The following is a 26,194-nucleotide window of genomic DNA, read 5'->3' on the forward strand; positions in this document are numbered from 1 at the left end:
CTAACCTCCTAAATATCTTCTATTTATAAAATTAAGTGGATTTACCGGCACAGAACCTCTTCTTAGTTCAAAATGCAAAATATCTCCGCTTAAATGACCAATTATTTGACCTTCTTGAACCATCTGACCCTTTGATACATTTGGATTAACATGCGCATAAATGCTGTAATAGCCATTTAAATGATTAATAATTATAACACCCCCAAGACCCGGCAAGTTTCCAACGTAGTCAACTTTGCCTTTGGCTATAGAGCGCACCGGGCTACCACTTGTTGCTTTAATATCTATACCATCGTTGCGCGTTTGCACATTAAATACATTATTTGTCTGAACACCAAAATTATCTACTACAACGCCTTCAACGGGCGGCCTTAACCCGGTATGCATGTTTTCAAGCCTCATTTGGCTTTCTTGCTGTTGTTTTTGGAGCTCTTGAGCTTTTTTTAGTTGTTTTTCTTTCAGTAATTTTGCCTGCTCAAGTTCTCTTTGACGCCTTAGCTCCTCTTGCTTTTTAATTTCTTCTTGTATAACTTTATTTAAAACTACCTGTAGATAATTTCTCTGCCTTTGCAGGTTTACAATATCTCTAATATAGGCTTGTTTTAATTGAGATGCTTGTTTGGCTAAAATATCCATTTTGTTTTTTTGGTCTATCTGGATATTTTTTTGCTCGCTTATTTTTTTGGTTAACTTCATTTGACTCGATTTCTTGGCAAGCAATTCTTGTTTTTGTTTATTTAGTAAAACCTGATGTTCCATATATGATTTGATACGCTCTTGCAGGTAATGTGCAATTTTTTTATTCATATACTCATAATACAAGCCTTGAGGAAAATATTTTTCCACATTATAAAAGTAATAATAAGCTTTTAGCGATTTAGCGCTTTTTGCTTTTTCTTCGTTTAATTTTTTTGTTAGCTGATCAATGCTTTTATTTAATTCATCAATCTCGGAAGATAGTTTTTTTAAATTTGCTTCGTTTTCATTAAGTTTTTTTTGCAAAATTTGCACTTTGGCACTTAAATCTCTTAAATTATTTATATAAGTAATGTATTTTTTTTCAGCCAAATTGTAGTGGTATTGTTTATTAGATATAGTTGTATTTATATATTTAATCTTGTTTTCTAATTCTTGTTTTTGGCTGGCAAATACTACTGTGCTGCATACAAGTATTATTAAAACAGTCCATGCTGCGCTAAATTTTTTCATCTTCAATAAAAAATACAAACAAGCTCAAAATTATAATAATAATTAATGATAAAATTATATTAGCAGCACCACTTATTCCAAATGAAAGTACAATATCATTTTGATAATTTGGGACAATATTTACATAATTTACATATAAAAACATGCCACCAGCGCCTAAAATACAGGCAAATATACTGGCCAAAAGCCACGATAAAAAATTTTGATTTAAGAACACAAAAAATATCCTTGCTCTTTTAATGCCAAGCAATTTTAGTTTATCGAATGTATAACGTTTATGTTCATAAGTAATTTTTAAAAGTAACGATAAAATAATAATTTCCAATAAAACAAATATGCCAAGCAAAATGTAGGCAAATTCTTTAAAAGCTGAGTAAGTTTGACTGATGTTTGCGAATAAACCTTTTGGTATGCGCACTTCATCGACTAGCGGGTTTGATTTAAGTGTCTTTTCCATATAACTTATGCTGGACACATCGGCTGCAAATTTTGGTTTTAAAAAAATTTCTAGAGAATATGGCAAAGGATTTTCGCTAAACTGTTGTTCCGGTAAGTTTAATTTTGACAGTATATCCGTTAAAGCTGCCGACTTGTCAATAAACTTAATTTGTTTTACTGATGCTTGTTTTTTTAGCGACTGTGTAAATTGCAAAGCTTGATTTTTTGTAACATTATCTTTAAAAAATACGAAAACAGGCACATTAGAACGTCTTGCATCCAAATAATCATTTACAGTGTATAATATAGATGCACAAAGACTAATAATGATCAAAAAAATCAATACGACAAACGTTATAACTAACTTGGTAGAATCTTTTTTCATTGGACACCTACACTACACTTACTGAAAATATCCAGACTATCAATGGATTCTATTGGCGTAAAATTTGTAAAAACAATTGTCATTTTATAATCATTGTTTAGCTTTCGAAGTATAGAAATTAATTCTTGAAAACTTTTGTAATAAGAAAATGGCTCATCAAGTAACACGAGAGGCGCTCTTAGAGCAAGTATACGAGCTAAAGCAAGTCTATACTTTTCTGATATCGACAAATTAAAAATTTTAGTATTAAGCAAATTGCCCAAATCAAAGAAATCGATAGATTCTTCCAAGTATTGTTTTCTCTTTAGCAATTTTGTTATTAAATAAAGGTATTGTTTTGCAGTCATGTTGTCGATAAGTCCAAAATCGTCAAACACTATACCCATATGCTTTCTTAAATGTATTAATCTTGAATACCTTATGTGATTTAAAGATTCACCGAAAATTTTTACATCACCACTTGTTGGCTTTTCAAGCCTGCAAATTAACTTTAACAGTGTGGTTTTACCACATGCAAAACCGCCGCTAATTTGTACAAGTTGACCTTCTCTTATATAAAAATTGATATTTGAAAATACGCATCGATCACTATAAAATTTACTAACATCAACAAATTCAATCATTTTTTAAGCTCTTTTTTATATTATCTTTTAGGCTGTTTACACTAAAACCATACTCACAAAACAAATCAGTCGAGGTTCCAGATTGACCAAATCTATCATTAATGCCTAACCTCACAACCTTTTTAGGCAAATTCTCACTTAAAAACTCACATATTACACTACCAAGACCGCCAATAATAGAATGCTCTTCCAGTGTAAAGACCATTTTAGAGTTTTTTGCACAGATATAAATTGTATGCTCATCTAAAGGCTTAATCGTGCTAACATTCACCACACCTATATTAATATTTTCCTGTTCAAGCTCTTTTGCTACCTGTAGTGCAAGCTCCAAAACTATACCACATGCAAAGATATAAGCATCTGTGCCTTCCTTTAAAATATATGCTCTGCCAATTTCAAAATCATGCGTTGTAAAATTAAGTGATTTTTCTCTTGAAGTTCTAAAATAAAAAGGCCCCTTGCTTTTATAAGCAGTCAGTATAGCCTTATAAGCCTCATTGTAGTCAGCTGGTACAATTACCTGCATATTTGGTAAACTTCTCATTAATGATATATCACATATTGCCTGGTGGGAACCACCGTCTTCGCCTACGCTTATGCCTGCATGAGAACCGCATAACACTACATCCAGATCCTGGTAACAAATAGATTGTCTTACACCTTCAAAAGCTCTGCCTGTTATAAAAACAGCGAAACTTGATGCAAAAACCTTAAAACCTTCGAGTGCAAACCCTGCTGCTATATCCACCATATTCAGCTCTGCTATACCTATATTAAAAAAACGCTCTGGGTATACTTTTTTAAACTCTGCAGACTTTGTAGAAGAAGAAAGATCTGCATCAAGTACAACAATATTTCTATCAATACCTATTTCTACAAGAGCTTTACCGTATGCATCCCTTGTTGCTTTATATTCCATTTTCCACTCCTAACTCCAAAAGTGCTTTATTTAATTCTTCATCTGTGGGCGGTTTGCCATGGTATTCATACTTATTTTCCATAAAACTTACGCCTTTTCCTTTTACTGTGTGTGCAATTAGTGCAAATGGTTTAGAATTCTTTGTTTTTTTAAATTGCTCAAATGCATCAAGCAATTGATCATAGTTGTGACCATCTACTTCGTATGTTAAAAAACCAAACGCTTCGAATTTTTCTTTAACAGGACTTATATTCATAACATCGCTAATCGCCCCATCAATCTGCAAACCATTAAAATCCAAAATAACGCATAGATTGTCTAATTTATAATGACTTGCACACATTAAAGCTTCATAAACAAGGCCTTCTTGCATTTCTCCATCGCCAATCAAGCAATAAACGTTTGATTTGCTTTTTTTAAGCTTAAGTGCAAGTGCCATACCAACTGCCTGGGACAATCCGTGACCCAAAGAGCCAGTAGACGCACAAACGCCTTTTAATTTTTTAGAGTCAGGGTGACCCTGCAATGGGCTTCCCAGTTTTCTTAAAGTATACAATAAATCCTTATCAAAAAAGCCTTTATAAGCAAGGCACACATAAAGTGCTGGTGCTGCATGTCCTTTTGATAAAACAAACCTATCCTGATTATCATTTCTTGGGTTATTTGGATCTATATTTAAAACGCCACCAAAATAAAGTGTGTTTAGGATATCAATTGAGCTTAAACTACCACCGCTGTGTCCACTTTTGGCTGCATTGAGAGAAACCAGTATCGCTTTTCTTAGTGTTTTAGAAAACTCTTCTAATTCTTTTGTTTTCAATTTAAATCCTCCAATAATTTAAACATTGCAGGTATTGTAAACTCTTTTGGTATTATACAAGAATATCCAAATTTTTCTACTGCTTTTTGCGTAGTGGTACCAATACAGATAATATTTTTTTTAACACGCCCAGGATAGTCTTTAAAAGTGCCTATTAAATACTTAAAAGCAAATGGACTGCTGATCAGTGCAAAATCAAAATCACAATCATAAGTATAATAGTCAATGTCTTTTGCCATAAGTGTTTGATATACTTCAAGCACTATTGCTTTTTCATCATATACTCCATGTTCTTTTGGACAAACAACAAGCGTATCTTTTAAATCAAACTCGCTTGATGTGTAAATTGATGGATGTTTCACGCTAAAGCCAAAACTTTTTATGTATTCTGCCGTTTGCTTGCCCACTGCAAGCAGTTCTTTGCCGCACAAAAAACTCATACCAGCTTTTTTAACAAAAAAGTCAAAAGCTCTTTTGCTTGAAAAAAACACTCGCTCTATGCTTTTTTCTGGTAAATCAAAATCAAGTGCTTCAAACTCAAACACATTTACAGGGCACATATTGTATATATTCTCATATTGAATTGTATATTTAATTAAATCATCCTTATTTGCGCAAAACAACACCTTTGGGGCGTCATTTTGAGTGTTATGAGATTCTTCGCTTTGTTTACAATGGCATCTTACAATAACCTGAGCTTTATTTATATCTTTTGTTTTATTGTGCGCTTTTAATAAAAACTTTTTTGGCATATTACTTTTAAAATAAGCTAATTTGTAAATATCGGGGAAAAACTCTAAACCAATACCACAGTCTATATATAAGCTAACTTGCTCTTTGTGTATTCTATACATTCTTTTAAAACCTGTTGTGGCAAACCACACTTAAAACAATCAATTTTTTTAAAGGTTTTTGGGTCTGCGTACATTGTTTTTAAGCAAAATTGGTCATTTTCGTTAAAATAAGCATAAGCACCGATTGGAAAATTGCACGAAGCGTTTAGTGCTTTTACAAATTCTCTTTCTATACTAACACACATATGCGTTGCACCATCGTCTAAAAAATTAAGCTCATCAAATTCGTCTAAGCGCGTTTGCACGCCAATTACACCCTGTCCTGCAGAACTTACTATATCCAGATCAAAGCAGTATGCACTATCATATAAACCAAGTCTTTTCAAGCCTGATTTTGATACAACTATAGCATCAACCACACCTTTTTTTAGCTTTTCAAGACGTGTATCAAGATTGCCTCTAAAATCAATAAATTCTAAATCATTCCTGATATGAGAAAGCTCAACGCGTCTTCTTAGGGAAGTTGTACCGATTAGAGCACCTTTTGGTAATCTGTCAATGGAGCCTTGGAAACTTACAAGGCAATCTTGGTGAAAATCGCGTTTTAGAATAAATTTTAAAGGCAACTGCTCATTTTGAGTCACACTTAAGTCTTTAACACTGTGTACAGCTATATCTATGGTTTTATTCAATAAGGATTCTTCTAATGTGCTTGTAAATAAGCCTTTTCCGCCAAACTCATAAAGCGGTTTATCAATTTTATCACCAAGTGTAGTAATCCCTACAATCTCGCAAACATAGCCATTTTCAACAAGCAGGCTTTCTACATATTTTGCCTGCCATATTGCAAGCTTTGATTTTCTTGTACCAATCTTAATTGTTCTCATTATCTGGATTTTCAGAAAAAAAACAATTTACAGGCTTTTTATTGATACTTACGTTAAAAAGCCTCTTAATTAACTCAACATACATATCGCCTTCCGGCTCTTTAATAAATTGTCTAATTTTTGAAGTGGGTTCGTGTAGTGTTTTGTTTAAAATCGAACGCGTTAATTTATCTATCGCATTAATCAATTCTTCGTCTATTTTGTATTTTTTTTGAAACTTTTTCAACTCAATTTTTCTTATGAGATCAGCGTACTGCCTCAGCGAATCTATTGTTTTATTATAGTCTAGTGCTTCATTTTCTTGTAGAAATATATTTAATTGTTCCTTTATGATTTTTTTGGATATTTCAATACTTGAGCGCTTAGACAAAAAATTCGCTTCGCTGGCATTTTTTAGATCATCAATACTAAAGAGTATAATATTTGTATTTTGTTTGACTAATGGACTTATAGAAGAGGGAACAGACAAGTCAATTAAAAAGAGCTTTTTATTAATATCTATTTTATTAATTATTGGATTTGGCGTATATATGCAAGACACAATTACGTCCACATCTTTAAATAAACTATTTATATCGTCTAAGCCAATTATTTTAGCTCCAAAATTATCTGCAAAATCAACGGTTTCACTTCTTCTGTTAGCAATATAAGATATATTTGCTCCTTTATCAAAAAAATATTTTGCACTCAAGCGTGCCATATCCCCGCTTCCGATAATAAGTACTTTTTTATCTTTAAGGCCGAAAAGTTCATCTGCTGTGCTTGCTGATAAACTTGCAATAGATAAATGACCTTTTTGAATATTGGTTTGGCTTCTGACAATTTTTGCTACAGTAAATGCTTTGCGCATAATCCTATTTAGTATAGCACCGCTTAGATTATAAACCACTGTTGTGCGGTATGCATCTTTGAGTTGGCTTAGAATTTGCGTTTCACCGATAACTTGAGAATCCAATCCACAGGATAACTCAAATATGTGGTGCACCGCATCAATTGATTTTTTGGTATAAATGCATTGTTGTATTTGCTGTGGATCATATTTAGCATAATCTGATAGGTACTTTATTAAAAAATCTCGAGGGTCGTGCTTTGAAACAACAGTTATTTCTGTTCTATTGCAAGTTGATAAAATCATTATTTCGCTTATATCAAAAGCTTCTTTAATGTTTTTTGAGTGTTCTTGAATAAATGCGTTCTCAAATACAAATGACTCTCTTATTTTTAATGGCGCTGTTTGCCAGTTGATACCAACGATGTATACATTATCAATGTTTAAATCAAAATTCTGTGTCATTTATTTTTCTCTAGATACAGCATAATCAGCTAAAAAAAGCAAAATATCCTTATATATAGAACCTGGAAGATGCTGTATGCTTTGTTTTGCCGTAAGAGCTTTTTGTTTTGCAACCTCAAAAGCTCTGTCAACACCGTAAGCTTTGCAAGAAGCTATACAGTATTGTTTATGCTCTTCTTTTTTTGTTTTAAAGTACTCATTTAAGTGATATTGCAATTGAGAATCTTTTTGAAAAGCCAGTATTAACGGTAGTGTTACTTTGCCTTCTTGTATATCATTGTAGGTATCTTTGCCAATATCCTTATTTGAATAGTCCATTAAATCATCTTTAATCTGAAATGCTAATCCCAAATTTTTACCATACTCTCTGAAATAATCAAGCTGTGTCGGATTTTTTGCAAGCAAACACCCACTAGTACATGAGCTTTCAATTAAGCTTGCAGTTTTTTTGTAAATTATATCAAAATACTCTTCTTCTTTAATGATCTTAGAAAAATTCTCTATTTCTGATATTTCACCTAATGCAAGATTATAGGCTGCTTTTGAAATTTCTTTTGCAATATTAATATCTACATCTAAAACTTTGTTATAGGCCAAAGAATAAAGATAATCGCCACTCATAATAGCTACTCTGTTGCCATATGCATAATTTACACTTTCTTTACCTCGTCTTTTTTTTGCCTCATCAATTACATCGTCATGCAATAGGCTTGCTATATGAATATACTCTACAATGCAAGCGGTATCATGTAAAATTTTCTCTTCATCAAAACCCAAACTTCTTGCACTTGCTACAACCAATATTGGCCTTAAACGCTTGCCACCGGATATCTGATCTATTACTTTATCTAATAGTACACTTTCGGTTTTTATATTCAGCAAAATTTCGTCAATATTTTTTATAATATGTTGTATTCTAGATATCGCAATATTGGTCTTTTGTAACATTGACTTTCACCACAACATCGCCTTCTTCAAGTACAATAGCTTTTACACCATGCGCATATCTTGACATTTCTCTAAACTGATTCGAATTTATTCTAATTAATTTTCCAAGCTTTGTTGTTATTAAAATTTCACTTTCTTCTTTCAATCTTTCTACGTCAACCAACGTATCATTTGCTTTTAGCTTAATTATTTTTACGCCTTTTGCACCACGAGAAACTTTTCTTATATTATCTGCCAAAATTACTTTTGCGATCCCATATTGTGTAATTAATACTACTTTCTCGTCTTTTTCCTGCACTTTGAACCCGGATACAACATAATCATCTGGGCTTAATCGTATAGCTTTTACACCATAGGCAGCTCTGCCCATTTGGCGTACATTTTCTACATCAAACCTTACAGATTGACCTAATAGAGTACAAATTACTATTTCATCATTCTTTGAAACATTAGGTATAATTGCAACCAAACTGTCTTCTTTTTTTAGAGAAATAATCGTTCGACCGTTACTTTTTATATCTGTAAAATTATCGAATGATATTCTCTTTATTGTACCTTTTTGAGTTACTAAAACATAATCATTCCCCGGTTTGAAAGCGCTTATAGATTTTATTTGTTCTGTATTTTTTAAATTCAAAAGATTAACTATAGCCTTGCCTTTAGAATAATTACTTGCTTTAGGTATTTCGTAGGCTTTCATTGTATAAATCCTACCAGCGTTAGAAAACATCAATACATCATCCAGGCTATCCAGTACTAAACAATCTAAAATATAGTCGTCCTCTGAAAATGTAGCTGCAATTCGCCCTTTGCCTCCTCTAGATTGAACATTATAAAATGACAATGGAATGGATTTTATGTATCCCTTTTGTGAAAATGTAATTAACAGCTTTTCCTGTTTTACAAGATCTTCTTTATTAATTTCTTCAAGCTTTGTTAAAATTTTTGTTTTTCTTTTATCTAAATAGTTTTCTTTGATATATATAAGTTCGCTTTTTATTATTGATAGGAGTTCATCATAATTACCCAAAATTTTTTCATAATTAATGATTTTTTCAAGTATTTCAGCAAATTCTTTCTCAAGCCTTTCGATTTCTAAACCCGTCAAACGCGAAAGCCTCATTTCAAGAATTGCATTTGTTTGTTTGTCACTTAAATCAAACCTGATTTTTAATTTTTGTTTTGCTATTTGAGGTGTTTGAGATTTTTTTATAATACTAACGACCTCATCAATATTACTAACGGCAATTTTTAAACCCTCAAGTATATGAATACGCTCTTTTGCAATATTTAGTAGGTAAATAGTGCGTCTTTTTACTACTTGTTCACGAAAATCTAAAAATACATTAAAATATTCTTTTAAAGATAAAATTTTTGGTACATTATCAACTAAACACAGATTATTAATACTAAAACTTATCTCTAAATTGCTTAGTTTATATAGGTTATTTAAAATTACTTCTGGTTGCTCATTAGACTTAATTTCAATAACAACTCTTATGCCTTCTTTATTTGATTCATCTCTTAAATCGCTAATACCTTCAATTTGTTTATCTTTTACAAGTTGAGCTATATCTTTTACTAAGTTTGCTTTATTTACCTGGTATGGAAGTTCTTCCACAATAATGATGTTTTTATTACCAACTTTCTCAATTTTAGCAAGAGAGCGTATTTTTATTTTTCCCATGCCTTTTTCATAAATATCTTCTAAATTATCGCACATTACTATTGCGGCAGTTGGAAAATCCGGTCCTTTTATGAATTGCAATAAATCTTTTGTTGACACATCTCTTTTGTTATCTATATAAAATAGTAAAGCTTCTATAACTTCGCCTAAATTGTGAGGCGCAATATTTGTTGCCATACCAACAGCTATACCAGATGAGCCGTTTACTAGAAGGTTTGGTATCATTGCAGGTAAAACAGACGGCTCTTTTAAACTTTCATCATAATTTTGTGTCCAATCAACAGTTTGTTTATCTAAGTCTTTTAGTAGTTCTTCTGCGATTTTTGATAGCCTGACTTCTGTATACCTCATTGCAGCTGGACTGTCTCCATCAACCGAACCAAAATTCCCTTGACCATCTATTAGAGGGTATCTCATTGAAAATTCTTGACTCATTCGTACCATTGCGTCATAGACGCTTGTATCACCATGTGGATGGTATTTACCTATAACATCACCTACCACACGAGCGCTTTTTTTGTATGGCTTGTTGTGCATTAAATCCAGCTCACTTGCTGCAAAAAGTATTCTTCTGTGAACTGGTTTTAAACCATCTTTTGCATCTGGCAAGGCTCTTCCTACAATAACGCTCATAGAATAGTCAATGTAGGATTTTTTCATTGTATCTACAATGTTTTTTTGAATGATTTCTCCAAAGAGATCTTTCATACTACACATCCAGATTTGCTAATTTTGCATTTTCTTCAATAAATTTTCTTCTAGGTTCAACTTTATCTCCCATTAGCAATTCAAATATTTCTTTTGTTTGATTAAAATCTTCTATAGTAACAAGATGCATTGTACGTGTTGTTGGGTTCATTGTTGTTTCCCATAATTGTTGCGGGTTCATTTCACCTAATCCTTTATATCGTTGTATTTCTATGCCCTTTTTTGAAATTTCATCTATAAAATTAAATATAGAATGCAGATTGTTGAATGTTAGTTTGTTTTTATTAATATCTTCTTGTTTGCTTTGGTTTGTATAGGCTATTACAGGAAACTTTATTTTCGATTCAATTGTGTAAAATTCGAATAATTTTGTATAAATTTTACTTATAAAAACTGTTTTATCTACATAAAACTCTTTTAGCTGTCTATCCTGTATATAGGAGCATTTAATATTTGTATCAAACTCTTCAATTTTTTCTAAATTTAATGCATTTTTAATTTTGTCTAGGCTTTGAGTTAAATTTTCGGCCGTAATATCATTTACGATTGTATAGTGAAAAAATTTTTCTTTGTTTTCTTCCTGTTCAAACTGTTCAAATATACTTGATAGGTTTGTAAATCTAAGCAACAAATCCTTTAAATTAAAGTCAACATCAAAAGAAACTTTTTTTAATGCTCTATCGGTTAAAAATGAACGCAATGCTTCGTCATCCTTGAAATATTTGCTACTCGAGTCATATTTCACTCTATAAAGTGGTGGTTGAGCAATATATAGGTAGCCCTTTTCGATAATAGGGCGCAAAAAATTGTAAAAAAATGTTAAAAGCAGTGTTTGTATATGACTTCCATCTACATCTGCATCCGTCATAATAATAATTTTATGATACCTTATTTCATTTATATTAAAATTTTTGTCTATATTACAGCCAATAGCTGCAACAATGCTTTTTATTTCTTCATTCGATAGGATTTTATGCAAATTTGACTTTTCTGTATTTAAGATTTTACCTTTAATAGGTAGAATTGCCTGATACTTTCTATCTCTTGCCTGCTTTGCACTACCACCAGCTGAATCACCCTCAACAATAAAAATTTCTGTTTTTTCCGGATCTTTTTCTTGACAATCAGCGAGTTTTCCAGGTAAATTTTTTGTTTCAAATACAGTTTTTCTTCGCACAAGCTCTCTTGCACTTCTTGCTGCTTCTCTTGCGTTGTATGCCAACACCGCTTTTTCAAGAATTACTTTAATTATATTTGGATGCTCTTCGAAGTAGTCATTTATTTTATCGTACAACAAACTCTGTAATTGACCTTTGGTGTCTAAGTTTCCTAGTTTTGTTTTTGTTTGCCCTTCAAATTCTGGGTTTGGTAATTTTATAGAAATTATAGCTACTAAACCTTCTCTACAATCTTCACCACTTAATGTAATATTTTTTAGATTGTTATTTTTTTTAGCATAATTATTTATTGCTTTAGTTAAAACAGTTTTAAAAATAGATAAATGTGTGCCACCTTCTTGCGTTAGTATAGAGTTTGCGAAAGATAAAATATTCGATTCATAGTTTTTAGTGTATGTTAAGGCACATTCAAGTTGTGTGTTTTCATGATTGACAGTTATTAAAATAGGATTTTCGAGTAATGGTTCTTTATTTTTACATAGGTAGTCTATAAACGCTACAATACCATTTTCATAATAGAAGGAATTTTGTTTTTCTATTCTTTCGTCTGTTATGTTTATTGCAATACTTTTATTTAAAAAAGCCAATTCTTGTAATCTTTTTTCTAATATTTCGTAGCTAAAATCGGTTGTACTGAAAATTAAATCATCAGGTTTAAATGTTACAATTGTCCCGGTATCATCACAGTTTCCTGCTTTCTTGAGCTCGTTTATTGCAATACCTCTTTGGAATTCTTGCTCAAAAATAAAACCGTTTCTATGAATTTCAACTTTTAAGTACGATGATAGTGCATTTACAACGCTTATGCCTACACCGTGCAAGCCTCCTGATACTTTATAACTTTTGTTATCAAATTTACCACCAGAGTGAAGTGTGGTTAGCACCAACGTAGCTGCTGGTATTTGTTCTTCTTTGTGTATTTCTGTTGGTATGCCTCTGCCGTTATCCTTTACTGTTACGGAGCCATCTTTGTGGATTATAACTTCAATTTTATTGCAAAAACCAGCCATAGATTCATCAATAGAATTATCAACTATTTCGTATATGAGGTGATGAAGACCTTCAGATGCAGTATTACCTATATACATTGCCGGTCTTTTCCTAACACCCTCTAAACCTTTCAATATCTTTATAGATTCTGCTGTGTAATTAGCTATCATGTCCCCTCACTTAAAGTAAGTATATTTGCGTTTATCATTTTAATATTACCTAGTGTTGTAATAAATATTTGATTTTTTAGTTTACTTATGTTGTCTAATATTTTTTCTAAATTTTTTTTTGATATATCACTTTCTATATCGTCAATCATTATAATGGGTTCTTTTTCATAAATATTGTAATGATTGATTAGAGATGACATCAAAGTAAATAGAACCATTTTTTTCTCACCTACAGAAGAATAGCTGAAAATATTGTTTTCGTCAAGAAGTATATTAATTGAGTCTTTGTATAGTGTAAATATATTGTGCATTGTTTGTATTTCTAAATGTTCTATTTTTTCATCAAATAGAAATGGAGAGTATACTATTTTTATATTTTTTTGAAGTATGTTTTGTTTATTGAGGTATAAATTTATTGTCTGAGCTGATTTTTTTCTGTTTTCTTGTATGATTTGTATATTTTTGTTAATGTCTTTGTTTATTATTTTTATTGTATTGTAATCTTTTTTTTCAAAAAGGTAGCGTTTAAATTTTAGCTGTTTTAGTGTGTTTATGATATTTATTATAATATTTGGATTCTCTACAAATGAAAATTTGTCAAGTAGTGATAATGTGTATTTTTTTTCACTAAAATTTGTAAAATCTTTTATAGAAAATATAATAGATGGAAATAGTGTTTTAAAGTCTTTTAGACTGCGATTTTTTGAATTTATTAGTGATTTTTTGTTTTTGTTTAGACTGATTGTAATATTGTATGAGATATCTTTTATTACATTGCCTTTTAATAAAGATTCTTTTTGTTTTTCTAGAAATTTTTTACTAATAAAGCTGTGTGAATTTAGTAAAAAATATATAGCATCTAAGAGATTGGTTTTTCCTGAAGCGTTTTCACCCTGTATTATGTTAATATCAGGTTTAAAGGTAGAGTAAAATTCTTTGTAGTTTCTAAAGTTAAATATTGATATGTAGTTTAAATACATTGTACCCTTTTCTTATTGATTATTTTTGTACTCCTAAATAAATATATTTAATAAAATATAATAATAATAATAAGGCGCTAAAATATGTTTAAAATGTAAGTTTCGATTGTTTTTGTAGCCTAATATATTGTATTTTTTTGTCAAAAAGTCTGTTAGTAATGTTGAAAAGTGCTTTTGTGGTGAGCAGTACTCTGTTGTTATTGTATATTTTTTAACCATTTTTTGTAAGTGTTTTAGACATTTTTTATGTCTTTTTCTATTTTTTCTATAATTTCTTTAATTTGTGTTGATCTTTCTATTTCTTTCTCGATTTTCGAGCATGCGTTTATGATAGTTGCGTGCGATTTCATGTTAAATTTTATTTTTATTTCAGATAGGGAGTGCTGCGTGAGTTTCCTTGACAGAAATATAGCAATTTCTCTTGGTAGTATTATATGTTTATCTCTTTTACCTGATAACATTATGTCTTTTGTTATATTGAAATTTTTTGCCACAATGTCTTGTATATTTTCTACATTAAGCGTGTTTTGTTTTCTTTCTATAACGTCTTGTAAAATTGTTTGTACAAACTCGATATTGATAGTTTGCTTAAATAGTGAAGCATATGCATTGATTTTTACGATTATACCCTCTATTTCTCTTACATTTGACTCAAAATTTTTTGCCAGGAACTCAACTATATCATCAGTTAAATACAGATTGTAGTTCTCTGCCTTCTTTTTTATTATTGCAATACGAGTTTCTAATTCTGGTGGCTGTATATCAACGATTAATCCCCAGTTAAAGCGCGATTTTAATCTATCTTCTATTTCTTTTATTTCACTTGGGGGCTTATCTGATGTTATAACTATTTGTTTTTGATTTTCGTATAAAGCATTAAAAGTATGGAAAAATTCTTCTTCCGTGCGTTCTTTTTTGGATATAAACTGTATATCGTCTATCAACAAACAATCAAGTTCTCTGAATTTGTTCCTAAATTGTGTCATTTTTTTGTACTGTATAGAGTTTATAAGTTCGTTTGTAAATTCTTCGCTTGAAATATATAATACTTTTTTTTTCGAGTTTTTTTCTTTTATATGATTTCCGATTGCGTGTAAAATATGTGTTTTACCAAGCCCCACCCCGCCGTATATAAAAAGCGGGTTGTACGCTTTACCTGGAGCTTCTGACACAGCATAGCTTGCCGCGTATGTTAGTTGGTTGTTTGGTCCAACCACGAAGTTTGAAAATTTATATCTGGGATTTAAGTTTGATTGGAGTTCTTTTTTTATGATGAATTCAATTTTTGGTGCTTTTTCAAATAATTGTTCAATCGTTTCTTTGAATTCTTTGCGGTATTTTGACTTTAAAAGCTGTCGCGCTTCATCATTTGGAATTGTAAGTGAGATAAGTTCACTATTGAAACTATTTGCTTCAATTAAAGAAATTGTCTCGATGTCGTCTATATCAAGTTTTTTTTTAAAAGAATCTAAAAATAAATCCCACACATTTAAATTATATTTTAGAAAACCAAAAAAGTCAATGAAGTAGTTTTTGCAAGTAATTTTTGATGATTAGATTTGATTTATACTAGTCCTCTTTAAATCGCTCCTGGAATTCAACCCTTGCTCTGGCGCTATAGCCTCTATCTTCCCAGTAACCATATGGTTTTTTGTTCGTGAAAGTTATCTTATATAAATGTTTTACCCATTTATAAGCGTAAAGTTTTGGTGCGATAAATCTCATTGGAAAACCTCTTGATTTACTTAAAGCACTTCCATTCAACCTTAAGCAAACAAAACTATCTAAAGCGTAGTCTTTATCAACAAAACTTTTATAGCCACCAATTGATTCTAAGCCGATATACTCAAAATCTTTCACATTCACTATCTCTGAGATTTTTTTTAAACTTACTCCCTCGAATGTGTTATTTTGCACACTCCAGCCATCTACACAGTGCATATCAAGCGATAATTTTGTATCCATTAAAGCAATGAGCTCGCTATAGTCAAAGATTTTTTGCTTATCTTTGACTATTACAACTAAATTATCAAACTTTTTGTCATTGTTTTCTATGGTAATGTCTATAAAATCTTTTACTAAATATTGTCCTTTAGGTAAAGGCATTTTCTACCCATTCTATATTATTGTTTTCTATAGAAATTACATCAAAACTTATTTCAAATTCATTCTCATTTAAATTATGTTTAAGCATAAATAACTTTGCGCCTTCTTTGATTCGTTCTTGCTTTTTATAATTTACTGCCTCTTTAGCGTTTCCAAATAGCGAACTATTTCGACCCTTTACTTCTATAAATACTATTTTAAAGTCTTTCTTAGCAATTATATCAATTTCACCGCCTCTATAGCTAAAATTACGTACCAAAATACTGTAACCTTTTTGTTGCAAATATTTAGCAGCTATTTGTTCGCATTTTTTGCCAAAAAGTAAATTAAGTAATTTTCTTTTTGATTCTTGCAGACTTACCCCTTCTTTCTCTTAAGTAGTATAGTTTTGCTCTTCTTACTAAACCGCGCGAAACAATTTCAATTTTTTCAATGTTTGGTGAATAAAGTGGAAAAATTTTTTCAACACCCACACCGTATGATTCTTTTCTTACCGTAAACGTTTTATTTATACCAGAACCTCTTCGAGAAATAATAATGCCGCTAAAAATCTGAATCCTTTCTCTTTTGCCTTCTGTAATTTTAATGTGCACATTTACCGTGTCGCCTGGCTGTAAATTAGGAGTTTCTTTTTGTTTTGTTAATTCATCTTCGAACATTTTTAATTTATCCATCACAAACCTCTCTTTCTACTTTTAATGTATTTTCCTTTCTCCATTTCTCTATCATAGCATGATTACCAGAAAGCAAAACTTCTGGCACTTTAAGACCTCTAAACGTTGCGGGTCTTGTGTATTGGGGATACTCTAGAAAGTCGTTTTCAAAGCTTTCTTCTTTTAAAGACTCTTTGTTTCCAAGCACGCCAGGCAAAAGTCTAACAATTGCATCCACTATTATGCTTGCAGCTAGCTCTCCTCTACTAATTATAAACTGCCCTATAGAGATTTTTTCATCAGCAAGTAATTTAACCCTTTCGTCAAAACCTTCATATCTGCCACATATAAAAGCTATTGATTCTTTTTTGGCGTATTCTTTGGCTTTTTGTTGGTTAAACAAAGTCCCTTCGGGCGTTAAAATAACACTCAATACGTCTTTATCCTTTGACTTTATATAATCTAATGCTTTATATATTGGTTCTGGTTTCAGTAACATGCCAGGACCACCACCGTATACGCTATCATCTACGGTTTTATGCTTATCTGTGGTAAAATCCCTTATATTCACAAATTCAAACTCTGCTAAATGTTCTTTTTTTGCCTTTTTAAATATACCATCATCGAATATAGATTCAAAAATTTTAGGATAAACACTCAACAGATAAATCCTCATTTTTACTAAATGTTTAATTTTATTCTAAAATTTCTAAAACAGCCTTTTTACCCATTTTTGTAGATACAGCGTTAAGTAATGTTCTCATGGCACGCGCAGTTTTGCCTTGTTTGCCGATTACTTTACCAAGATCAGCATGGTCTACTCTCAGTTCAATAACTGTAGTTTTTTCTCCATCAATCTGCTGTACTTCTACTTTTTCTGGATTATCCACCAGTCGTTTTGCTATACAGGTAATTAACTCTTTCATTTTTTCACCTCTTTAAGCGTTTTTACTAAGTTTTCAACTGCTAATGTAGGTTTTGCACCTTTTTCTATCCAGGCGTTGTATTTTTCCATATCGAGCTTGAATTTGTCTTCGGATTTTAATGGATCGTAATACCCTAAGATCTCCAATGCACTACCGTCTCTTTTTTTTCGAGAATCTACACACACAATTCTAAAAAACGCTCTTTTTTTTCTGCCAAGTCGGGTTAACCTTACAACTACCACTGTTTTACCTCCAATTACTATTTACCAAGATTCTTCATTATATTCAAAGCTTTGTTTTTATCAAGCCCTTTCATCATTTTATTCATCTCTTCAAATTGTTTTAGTAATTTGTTTATGCTTTGTACATCTGTGCCGCTACCTTTTGCTATGCGTCTTTTTCTATTTGCATCAATAATTTTATAGTTTTCTTTTTCTTTTTTGGTCATAGACTGAATAATGGCTGTGATTCTTTTTATTTCAACTTCAAAATCATCTGTATTTGAAAGTTTAATTTTATTTAAACCGGGTATCATTTTTATAATATTTGCAATTGAGCCCATTTTTTGTATTTTTTTTAGTTGACCCAAAAAATCATCGAGCGTAAATTGATTTTTTTTGAGTTTTCGCTGAAGCTGTTTTTGTTCATTTTCATCTATCTGATTTTTTGCTTGGTCTATTAATGTAAGAATATCTCCCATACCCAGTATTCTCGAGGCAATTCTGTCTGGATAAAACTGTTCTAAATCGGATATTTTCTCGCCAATACCGATAAATTTTACTGGTTTATCCACAATACGTTTAACCGATAAAAGCGCTCCACCTCTGGCGTCAGCGTCCATTTTTGTAAATATAAGACCGCTAATGCCTACATCATCATTAAACTTCTTTGCTATATTTACAGATTCCTGACCTATCATGCTATCTACCACAAGCAGTACTTCATTTGGCTTGACTGTATTTTTCATTATCACCAGTTCTTGCATGAGTAGTTCATCTATTTGAAGTCTGCCAGCTGTATCAATTATTATTACATCGCGTCCGCTGGTTTTTGCATATTCAATGCTTGCTTTTGCAATATCTTGAGGTTTTAGGTTTTCTTTCGAAAATACAGGTATATCAAGCTGTTTGCCGAGCGTTTGCAACTGCTTTATTGCGGCGGGGCGATATATATCGCACGCAACAAGCAAAACCTGTCTGCCTTTACTTTTAAGGAGCTTTGCTAGCTTTGCACAAGTGGTAGTTTTGCCACTGCCTTGTATGCCAACAAGCATGATAATGAAAGGCTTTGTATTGATAATAAATGCGGTACTTTCTCCACCTAAGGCTTGAGTTAGCTCTTTATGAACAGTATCTATTATCGTTTGGAAAGGCGTAAGATTTTTTTCAATTTCTTTACCAATGAGTTTTTCTTTTAGCTCTTGCTCTATTCCTTTTACAACTTTATAGTTTACATCGGCTTCCAAAAGAGCAAATTTGATATTTTTAAGCACCTCTTGAGCGTCTTGTTCGGTTATTAGCGCTTGCCCCTTGATTTTTTTGAGTGCATTTGCTAATTTTGATTCTAGATCTTCAAACATATAAACCTCATTACTAATGTATTTATTTTGTTTGGTATTGTCAATATAAATTTGTTAAACATATGCCTAATAAAATCTTGACTAAACCAATAATAGCAATATAATTGTTGCAACAATTTATGCCGAAGTGGCGAAATTGGCATACGCGCTAGATTCAGGGTCTAGTGGAAGCAATTCCATAGGGGTTCGAGTCCCCTCTTCGGCACCAAACAAAAGGAGTTAGTATGAAAAGTTCGTTCTATTTTACTTCAGAATCCGTAACAGAAGGTCATCCAGACAAGTTGGCAGACCAAATTTCAGATGCAATCTTAGATGCTATTATTGAAAAGGATAAAAACTGCAGGGTGGCTTGCGAAACACTTTTAACAACAGGTTTAGTTTTGTGTGCAGGCGAGATTACAACAGAAAGTTATGTAGAAATACCAGATGTGGTGCGAGATACGATTAAAGAAATAGGTTATGTTAATGCCGATTATGGATTAGATTATAAATCTTGTGCTGTTATTACTTCCATTCATAGACAATCGCCAGATATTGCGCTTGGTGTTAGTAAAAAGGGTGGTAGAGTAGGAGCAGGCGACCAGGGTATGATGTTTGGTTATGCATGCAGCGAGACACCTGAATTTATGCCGTTGACGTTGAGTCTTTCCCATAAACTGGCAAAACGACTTGCCGATGTTAGAAAACAAGGTATATTACCATATCTAAGACCAGATGGCAAAACACAGGTGACGGTTCGCTATGAGGATGGCCTGCCAACAAAAGTTACAGCAGTGGTTGTTTCTGCTCAACATGAGCCTTATGTAGAACTTGAGCGATTTCGAAAAGACATTGTAGAAAGCGTTATAGAACATGTTATACCAAAAGACTTATGGGATAAAGACATCAGTTTTTATATAAATCCAACAGGTAGGTTTGTTATTGGCGGTCCTCAAGGCGACACAGGCCTAACTGGCAGAAAAATTATAGTTGATACCTATGGTGGCGCTGCTCCGCACGGTGGCGGTGCTTTTAGCGGCAAGGATCCAACAAAAGTTGATAGAAGCGCTTCTTATATGGCTCGCTACATTGCAAAAAATATAGTTGCAAGCAATATGGCTCAAAAATGCTTGGTTCAACTTGCCTATGCAATTGGCGTGGAAGAGCCTGTTAGTGTTATGGTACAAACCTATGGCACAAGCAAGCTACCAGAATCAGAAATCCAAAAGGCGGTAATTGAGAACGTTGATTTAACACCAAGGGGTATCATTGATACGCTAGACTTATTGCGCCCAATATATAAGAAAACGGCCTCTTATGGTCATTTTGGTAGAAAAGAAAAGGAATTTAGCTGGGAAAAGACAGATTTAGTTGAAAAATTTCAAAAATACTTGTGAGGCGATAATGTTTGATGTAAAAGACCTATCATTGGCAGAAAAAGGTAGACAGCGTATTGAATGGGCAAGCAAATCAATGCCTGTGCTTGGATTAATCCAGGAAGAATTTTCAAAAACAAAGCCATTTGAAGGCTTGACAATAGGTGCGTGTTTGCATGTAACAACAGAAACGGCAAATCTTATGATTGCACTAAAAGAAGGTGGTGCGAATGTGGCGTTGTGTGCTTCAAACCCCCTTTCTACACAAGATGATGTTGCAGCAAGTCTTGTTACGCATTATAATATACCCACTTACGCTATAAAAGGTGAAGATAATAAAATTTATTACAGTCATATTAATGCGGTTTTAGATTATAAACCAAATATTACAATGGATGATGGCGCCGATTTAGTTTCGACCATTCACTCAAAAAGAAAAGACCTGGCAATAAATATTTTAGGCTCAACAGAAGAAACCACAACAGGCGTTATTCGCTTAAAGAGCATGGAGCGCGATGGTGTTTTATTGTTTCCCGTGATTGCCGTGAACGACGCAGACACAAAGCATTTGTTTGATAATCGCTATGGCACTGGCCAGTCCACAATCGACGGTATTATTAGAGCAACAAACAGAATGATAGCAGGTAGTGTGTTTGTTGTAGCTGGCTATGGATGGTGTGGCAAGGGTTTAGCTGATCGTGCGCGTGGTCTTGGTGCAAATATTATTGTGTGCGAAGTAGATCCCATAAGAGCGCTTGAGGCCATAATGGATGGATTTAGAGTCATGCCTATGATTGAGGCTGCAAAAATAGGCGATTTTTTCTGCACCGTAACAGGCGACATTAATGTTATCAGGCTAGAGCATTTTGAGGTAATGAAAGAAGGCGCAATTGTTGCAAATTCAGGTCATTTTGATGTTGAACTTGATATAAAAAATTTAGAAAAGTCTGCCATAAGAAAACATATTATAAGGGATTATGTGTGCGAGTATGAGTTAAAAAATACAAAAATCTATATTTTAGCAGAAGGAAGGCTGGTCAATTTATCTGCAGCAGAAGGTCACCCAAGCGCAGTTATGGATATGAGTTTTGCAAATCAAGCACTGAGTGCAAAGTTTATCGTTGATAATAAAGATATTTTAAATAAAAAAGTTTACAAAATACCGTCAGACATAGATAGCCGTATTGCAGCACTCAAACTTAAAGCAATGGGTGTTAAGTATGATACATTAACGCAAGAGCAGATCGAATATTTAAAAAGTTGGTCTTTTGGTACATAAAATAAGGAGGCATGCAGTGATAGACAAAATAAAAGAAGAGCTTGGTAAGGTATTTTACCCGGGCAAAACAGATAGCGTAATCAAAGAGGGTGTGATTGGCAACATTTCAATAGAAGAAGGTATAGTAAGCATTGAATTAATGATGAAAGAAGACAATGCAAATGCTGTACAGATTTTGCAAAAAAGCATACCCAATGCTGTAGGAAAAATTGAAGGTGTAAAAGATGTAAATATAATTATCAATTTGCCAAAACACGACGAAGAACCACCAAAATTGGAAAATATTCGATATATTCTGGCTTCAACAAGTGGCAAAGGCGGTGTAGGTAAATCTACAGTAAGTGTCAATTTAGCAATTAGTCTATCTAAGTTTGGATATAAAGTAGGCTTGCTTGATGCTGATATTTATGGTCCAAATATACCGCGCATGATGGGTATAGACGGCATTCCTGTTGCGCTTGACCCAAAAAATAAAGATAAAATCCTGCCCATTGTAAAATACGGTATAAAGATAATATCAATTGGCAGCATGATACCAAAAGATGCAGCTGTAATCTGGAGGGGTCCATTAATAAACCAGGTAATAAAACAGTTTTTAAACGATGTTACATGGGGTGAGTTAGACTTTTTAATTGTTGATTTACCACCTGGCACAGGTGATGCCCAGCTTACACTTGCCCAAGAAGCAAAGGTAAGTGGTGGTATAATTGTAACTACACCTCAAAATGTGGCTTTAGACGATGCTGCAAAAGCGTATGATTTCTTTATAAAGCTCAAAGTGCCGGTGGTCGGTGTTGTTGAAAATATGAGTTATTTTATATGTCCAAAATGCGGCTACAAGGCTGATATCTTCTCACACGGTGGCGGAGAAGCTTTTGCTAAAAAGACTAAAATACCGTTTTTGGGCGAAATACCAATAGATATACAGATAAGAGAAGGTGGAGACGAAGGCAGTCCAGTTACAGTATCAAGCCCAGACTCAGTTGTAGCTAAAGCTTTTGCAGATGCATCAAGAAGCATCATAGAAACATTGAAGAATTCATGATAGCTGCAATTGATATTGGCACAAATACAATAAGACTTGCAGTAGCGGATGAAAAAACGTGCAAGGTGGTTTTGCGTTTAAGTAAAATTGCCCGCTTAGGTAAAGGTAGTAACGGTTATTTACAAAAGGAAAATATACAAAAAGCGCTTTCTATTTTAAGCGAGTATCAAAAAATTATGCGGAACTACCAGTGCTCACATTACGTAGCGGTAGCCACCAGTGCTATAAGAGAAGCCCATAATAAGGATGATTTTTTAAGACAAACAAATATGAAAATTGATATCATAGATGGCTTAAAAGAAGCAAACTTAAGCCAAAAAGGTATATTGTTTTCACTTGAACATTTGAAGCATAAAAATTGGGTTGGCTTTGATTTGGGCGGTGGCAGCTGCGAATTTATGTTTTGCGATAAAGACAAGATTGTAAAATCATTCAGTGTACAATTGGGTGTTGTAAAGTTGCTAGAAAAGTTTTGCAACACCGATCCACCCACAAAAGAAAGCCTTATGCTTGCCTCTTACGCATTTAGAGATGCTCTTGTCCCGCACATGATGGATTTTGATTTTGAGTATTTAATAGGTAATGCTGGCACAGTAACAAGTTTGGCAGCTATGGACTTAAATTTACATGTTTATGACTATAAAGTTTGCGAAAACTACCAATTAAAGAAAGAAAACATCGAAAGAATTCTTGATAAGATGATTTCGATGGATAAACAGCAACGCCTAAGATATTTTGACGTTTTAGAAGAGGGTAGAGAGGATGTTATTGTAGTCGGTGCACAAATTGTCTTGACAATTATGTCTGTTTTTAACAAAATGGAAATTTATACTACAAATGGAAGTTTACTCGAAGGTTTAATTGTTGAGCACTTTTGTTAAATATTTTATGGCTTTAATGCTATTGGTTATAATTTCCCAATTTGAAATTAGTAGTGCTTTTGGCTCATCCTGGCACATCGAGTGCAAATTAAATAGTTGTAGGGCAAAATTTTTGCAAATGCAGCTAAAATGGAAAGCTCAGAAATCTACTCTAAACGGTACATTAGAAAAAGTTGAAGGGTTACCTATTGATAATGAAGAGTTTAATATAGCTATAAACAAGATAAACTCAAGTTTAAATTTATCAATACCAAAAGCTCAATACTTAAATGAATTTATTGTTTGGCTTGGCAATATTGGATATAGTCAATACAAGCAAAATATCAAACGCTATTTGGCAGCAGCTACTCAAACTATCAAAATATACGAACAAAATAGGACGGATGATTACATTTGTGCATTTTTAGCTTACAAATATCCCCAAGAGATCTCAAAAATTGATTTTGATATAAACCCAGCTAATAAACTTGATGAAACATTGATGTTTATAAAATATTTAGGTTATATAGATAATGTAAAAAATCCCGAAGAACGCTATAAAGAGGCTTCAAAAGCTTTTGTATATCTCTTGCAAGAACAAAACCATGGAACGTTCGTAGAATCTTTTGCTAATTACCAAAATTTTGTGATTGATTATAAAGCAAGCCAATATTATACATTGCTTCAAAATTATATAAATGCTCAAGCTAAAAATCAAGAAAGGTTTTATATTTATCAAAAGTTACGCAAAGAATTGCCAATTGTAATGGGATCAATAGTTTTAGTCTGGATATTGATTTTTGGTTATATTGCAATTGACAAGAAAAGGAAAGGAAAAAAGCATGCTTAAAAAAATTTTTTTGACTGTCATTATTGTTTTTTTACCTATTTTGGCAAGCGCAAATGTGATTACAAGCTGCATAAATCAGATAAAAGAAGGAAACTTAGAGCAAGCTATAGCGCTTGGAAAATTAGCTGTGGTAGAACATTCTAATAATCCTGCTTCATACATGTGTTTGGCAGCTGCATATGCTAAAGATAAGCATTATAATTTTGCAAAAGTAGAGTTAGAAGAAGCGTTGATTTTAACAAAGTCTCAAAATTCAAAAGAAGCTATTGACAATTTGCTTAATAATGTTAATAGCAAACTAAGCAACGTATTTAAAAAAGCACCCAATGCTGACAATCAGACAAAAATTAAACCTTAGTGTTTTGAAAATATCTCAACAAACCTTCAAAATTCATATCATCTGGATTTGCAAGTCTATATAGTTCTCTTATGCTTTGTTTAGAAAAGAAAGAATCAATAAATAAGAGAAATTCTTTATAGTTTTGGCTGCTTTGTATAAAATTTTCGTATTTTTCAATCTGAGAAATGAGTATATCGAAGTGCGTATTATCTTTAAAGCAACCAAAATGTGTAGGACAAATAAACTGAGGTGCGTATTTTTTTAATTTTTCAATTGACAATACCCACTCTTTTAGATTGATATCTGGCGGTGGCATTGGTGGCATAATTGGCCCGTCTAAAATGCGTATACCGCCTTCATCGCCCGTAAACATATGGTCATCTAGAAAAAAACATGCATGGTGTTTGGCATGTCCGGGTGTAAAAATAGGTATGATGTTTGTCCCAGATATGTCAATTGCTTCTTCATCATTTAATACAATGATCTGTTCTTTACTAATAGGTTCAAGATCACCAAATAGCGATTTTAGTTTATCCTTATAGACAGTTTTGGCCGAAGCAACAAGGCGAGTTGGATCAATAAGATGTTTTGCGCCATTTGGGTGAACATAGATTTTGGCACCGCTTTTAGCAAAGTGCCAGGCTGCACCGCTGTGATCTAGATGAATATGTGTTACAAAAACATGCTTTATGTCTTTTTGGCTTAAACCTGAATGTTGCAAATGCTTAGTTAAATGTTCGAATGTTGAATCTGGGCCTGTTTCTATTAGTATGGGTTCTTTTGCTTCAATGAGAAAACTTGCGATGATATTTTGTTTATCTTGAAAGTCTAAATCAATGATTTTCATAGAATTTTCTCCTTAAAGTTTTTTTCTTTGCAAATTTATTTTTGCTTCATCAAAATTATCCATTTTATATATGCGCACTATATGGCTTCTTGGAAATTCAATGCGTTCTATTGTTTTAAAAACGCCTTTTAAATTACTATAATCGATGCTCAAGTCAATTTTTCTAAAGCCATTTTCTATTATGCGGTATTTGTCTTTTAGCTTAATTAATAAAACACTGCGGTTTCTTTTATAGCTTCTAATATCTAAATACTGGCCTTCTTCTAATTGTTTTGCTTTTTTCTCTATTATACTAAGAAAATTTTCTTTTTCTATCATGGACTT

General features: G+C 32.5%; 28 protein-coding genes and 1 tRNA gene. 7 read left to right on the top strand and 22 right to left on the bottom strand.

Annotated features, from left to right (window positions below):
* From ACP5FO_RS00100 to ffh, 20 genes are all read right to left on the bottom strand, one after another.
* Nucleotides 1-1,209, bottom strand: a complete 1,209-nt coding sequence (locus ACP5FO_RS00100; protein WP_428105722.1) for a murein hydrolase activator EnvC family protein — start codon at nucleotides 1,207-1,209, stop codon at nucleotides 1-3.
* On the bottom strand, nucleotides 1,196-2,032 hold the full coding sequence (locus tag ACP5FO_RS00105; protein WP_428105720.1) for a cell division protein FtsX: 837 nt from the start codon (nucleotides 2,030-2,032) through the stop codon (nucleotides 1,196-1,198). The genes ACP5FO_RS00100 and ACP5FO_RS00105 overlap by 14 nt, the downstream gene beginning before the upstream one ends.
* Nucleotides 2,029-2,655: an ATP-binding cassette domain-containing protein gene (locus ACP5FO_RS00110; protein WP_428105717.1), complete on the bottom strand. Its 627-nt coding sequence runs from the start codon at nucleotides 2,653-2,655 to the stop codon at nucleotides 2,029-2,031. Before ACP5FO_RS00110 ends, ACP5FO_RS00105 begins: the two co-directional genes overlap by 4 nt.
* On the bottom strand, nucleotides 2,648-3,574 hold the full coding sequence (locus ACP5FO_RS00115) for a transketolase family protein (RefSeq protein WP_428105715.1): 927 nt from the start codon (nucleotides 3,572-3,574) through the stop codon (nucleotides 2,648-2,650). Before ACP5FO_RS00115 ends, ACP5FO_RS00110 begins: the two co-directional genes overlap by 8 nt.
* The gene (locus ACP5FO_RS00120) at nucleotides 3,564-4,394 is read right to left on the bottom strand and encodes a transketolase (protein WP_428105711.1); all 831 of its coding nucleotides are present in this window, start codon (nucleotides 4,392-4,394) and stop codon (nucleotides 3,564-3,566) included. Before ACP5FO_RS00120 ends, ACP5FO_RS00115 begins: the two co-directional genes overlap by 11 nt.
* Nucleotides 4,391-5,248, bottom strand: coding sequence for a uroporphyrinogen-III synthase (locus ACP5FO_RS00125; protein WP_428105709.1), 858 nt, complete (start codon nucleotides 5,246-5,248; stop codon nucleotides 4,391-4,393). Before ACP5FO_RS00125 ends, ACP5FO_RS00120 begins: the two co-directional genes overlap by 4 nt.
* Nucleotides 5,209-6,075 carry a hydroxymethylbilane synthase gene (gene hemC / locus ACP5FO_RS00130; protein WP_428156838.1) on the bottom strand — a complete coding sequence of 289 codons (867 nt, stop codon included), beginning with the start codon at nucleotides 6,073-6,075 and terminating at the stop codon, nucleotides 5,209-5,211. Before hemC ends, ACP5FO_RS00125 begins: the two co-directional genes overlap by 40 nt.
* On the bottom strand, nucleotides 6,062-7,369 hold the full coding sequence (hemA, locus tag ACP5FO_RS00135; protein ID WP_428105703.1) for a glutamyl-tRNA reductase: 1,308 nt from the start codon (nucleotides 7,367-7,369) through the stop codon (nucleotides 6,062-6,064). The genes hemC and hemA overlap by 14 nt, the downstream gene beginning before the upstream one ends.
* Nucleotides 7,370-8,317 carry a polyprenyl synthetase family protein gene (locus tag ACP5FO_RS00140; RefSeq protein ID WP_428105698.1) on the bottom strand — a complete coding sequence of 316 codons (948 nt, stop codon included), beginning with the start codon at nucleotides 8,315-8,317 and terminating at the stop codon, nucleotides 7,370-7,372.
* Complete coding sequence (gene gyrA, locus ACP5FO_RS00145; protein WP_428105696.1) at nucleotides 8,286-10,712, bottom strand: DNA gyrase subunit A; 2,427 nt, start codon at nucleotides 10,710-10,712, stop codon at nucleotides 8,286-8,288. Before gyrA ends, ACP5FO_RS00140 begins: the two co-directional genes overlap by 32 nt.
* 1 nt (nucleotide 10,713) lies before the next feature.
* A complete protein-coding gene (gene gyrB, locus ACP5FO_RS00150) occupies nucleotides 10,714-13,050 on the bottom strand; it encodes a DNA topoisomerase (ATP-hydrolyzing) subunit B (RefSeq protein ID WP_428105692.1) in 2,337 nt (778 codons plus the stop codon).
* Nucleotides 13,047-14,030, bottom strand: coding sequence for an AAA family ATPase (locus ACP5FO_RS00155; protein ID WP_428105689.1), 984 nt, complete (start codon nucleotides 14,028-14,030; stop codon nucleotides 13,047-13,049). The genes gyrB and ACP5FO_RS00155 overlap by 4 nt, the downstream gene beginning before the upstream one ends.
* Nucleotides 14,031-14,263: 233 nt before the next feature.
* A complete protein-coding gene (gene dnaA / locus ACP5FO_RS00160; RefSeq protein WP_428105685.1) occupies nucleotides 14,264-15,517 on the bottom strand; it encodes a chromosomal replication initiator protein DnaA in 1,254 nt (417 codons plus the stop codon).
* Between the two features lie 82 nt (nucleotides 15,518-15,599).
* Nucleotides 15,600-16,136 carry a molybdopterin-dependent oxidoreductase gene (locus ACP5FO_RS00165; protein ID WP_428105681.1) on the bottom strand — a complete coding sequence of 179 codons (537 nt, stop codon included), beginning with the start codon at nucleotides 16,134-16,136 and terminating at the stop codon, nucleotides 15,600-15,602.
* Nucleotides 16,123-16,491, bottom strand: a complete 369-nt coding sequence (locus ACP5FO_RS00170) for a YraN family protein (RefSeq protein WP_428105750.1) — start codon at nucleotides 16,489-16,491, stop codon at nucleotides 16,123-16,125. The genes ACP5FO_RS00165 and ACP5FO_RS00170 overlap by 14 nt, the downstream gene beginning before the upstream one ends.
* Nucleotides 16,463-16,810 carry a 50S ribosomal protein L19 gene (gene rplS / locus ACP5FO_RS00175; protein WP_428156839.1) on the bottom strand — a complete coding sequence of 116 codons (348 nt, stop codon included), beginning with the start codon at nucleotides 16,808-16,810 and terminating at the stop codon, nucleotides 16,463-16,465. The genes ACP5FO_RS00170 and rplS overlap by 29 nt, the downstream gene beginning before the upstream one ends.
* Nucleotides 16,803-17,465, bottom strand: a complete 663-nt coding sequence (gene trmD / locus ACP5FO_RS00180) for a tRNA (guanosine(37)-N1)-methyltransferase TrmD (RefSeq protein WP_428105675.1) — start codon at nucleotides 17,463-17,465, stop codon at nucleotides 16,803-16,805. The genes rplS and trmD overlap by 8 nt, the downstream gene beginning before the upstream one ends.
* Before the next feature lie 19 nt (nucleotides 17,466-17,484).
* Nucleotides 17,485-17,715, bottom strand: coding sequence for a KH domain-containing protein (locus ACP5FO_RS00185; protein WP_428105671.1), 231 nt, complete (start codon nucleotides 17,713-17,715; stop codon nucleotides 17,485-17,487).
* Complete coding sequence (rpsP, locus tag ACP5FO_RS00190) at nucleotides 17,712-17,957, bottom strand: 30S ribosomal protein S16 (protein WP_428105667.1); 246 nt, start codon at nucleotides 17,955-17,957, stop codon at nucleotides 17,712-17,714. Before rpsP ends, ACP5FO_RS00185 begins: the two co-directional genes overlap by 4 nt.
* 17 nt (nucleotides 17,958-17,974) lie before the next feature.
* Nucleotides 17,975-19,294: a signal recognition particle protein gene (gene ffh / locus ACP5FO_RS00195; RefSeq protein ID WP_428105664.1), complete on the bottom strand. Its 1,320-nt coding sequence runs from the start codon at nucleotides 19,292-19,294 to the stop codon at nucleotides 17,975-17,977.
* Nucleotides 19,295-19,415: 121 nt separating this feature from the next.
* Here ffh and ACP5FO_RS00200 point away from each other — a divergent pair.
* The 7 genes from ACP5FO_RS00200 to ACP5FO_RS00230 all read left to right on the top strand — a co-directional run bounded on the left by ACP5FO_RS00200 (nucleotide 19,416) and on the right by ACP5FO_RS00230 (nucleotide 25,041).
* Nucleotides 19,416-19,502 (top strand) — tRNA-Leu (locus ACP5FO_RS00200).
* 16 nt (nucleotides 19,503-19,518) lie between these two features.
* Entirely contained in the window at nucleotides 19,519-20,670 is a 1,152-nt protein-coding gene (gene metK / locus ACP5FO_RS00205; protein WP_428105659.1) for a methionine adenosyltransferase, read from the top strand.
* Between the two features lie 4 nt (nucleotides 20,671-20,674).
* Nucleotides 20,675-21,928 carry an adenosylhomocysteinase gene (ahcY, locus tag ACP5FO_RS00210; protein ID WP_428156855.1) on the top strand — a complete coding sequence of 418 codons (1,254 nt, stop codon included), beginning with the start codon at nucleotides 20,675-20,677 and terminating at the stop codon, nucleotides 21,926-21,928.
* A gap of 16 nt (nucleotides 21,929-21,944) precedes the next feature.
* On the top strand, nucleotides 21,945-22,973 hold the full coding sequence (locus ACP5FO_RS00215) for an Mrp/NBP35 family ATP-binding protein (protein ID WP_428105656.1): 1,029 nt from the start codon (nucleotides 21,945-21,947) through the stop codon (nucleotides 22,971-22,973).
* Nucleotides 22,970-23,854: a hypothetical protein gene (locus tag ACP5FO_RS00220; protein ID WP_428105652.1), complete on the top strand. Its 885-nt coding sequence runs from the start codon at nucleotides 22,970-22,972 to the stop codon at nucleotides 23,852-23,854. The genes ACP5FO_RS00215 and ACP5FO_RS00220 overlap by 4 nt, the downstream gene beginning before the upstream one ends.
* A gap of 7 nt (nucleotides 23,855-23,861) precedes the next feature.
* Nucleotides 23,862-24,683, top strand: coding sequence for a hypothetical protein (locus tag ACP5FO_RS00225; RefSeq protein ID WP_428105647.1), 822 nt, complete (start codon nucleotides 23,862-23,864; stop codon nucleotides 24,681-24,683).
* Nucleotides 24,676-25,041, top strand: coding sequence for a hypothetical protein (locus ACP5FO_RS00230; RefSeq protein WP_428105644.1), 366 nt, complete (start codon nucleotides 24,676-24,678; stop codon nucleotides 25,039-25,041). Before ACP5FO_RS00225 ends, ACP5FO_RS00230 begins: the two co-directional genes overlap by 8 nt.
* On the opposite strand, the gene ACP5FO_RS00235 is transcribed toward ACP5FO_RS00230, so the two are convergent.
* Nucleotides 25,031-25,870: an MBL fold metallo-hydrolase gene (locus tag ACP5FO_RS00235; RefSeq protein WP_428105639.1), complete on the bottom strand. Its 840-nt coding sequence runs from the start codon at nucleotides 25,868-25,870 to the stop codon at nucleotides 25,031-25,033. The genes ACP5FO_RS00230 and ACP5FO_RS00235 overlap by 11 nt on opposite strands.
* Nucleotides 25,871-25,882: 12 nt before the next feature.
* Entirely contained in the window at nucleotides 25,883-26,188 is a 306-nt protein-coding gene (locus ACP5FO_RS00240; RefSeq protein WP_428105634.1) for a hypothetical protein, read from the bottom strand.
* Nucleotides 26,189-26,194: the final 6 nt, after the last annotated feature.

Origin of the sequence: Desulfurella sp. (genome assembly GCF_049977265.1) — a bacterium.
Classification (GTDB): Bacteria; Campylobacterota_A; Desulfurellia; order Desulfurellales; family Desulfurellaceae; genus Desulfurella.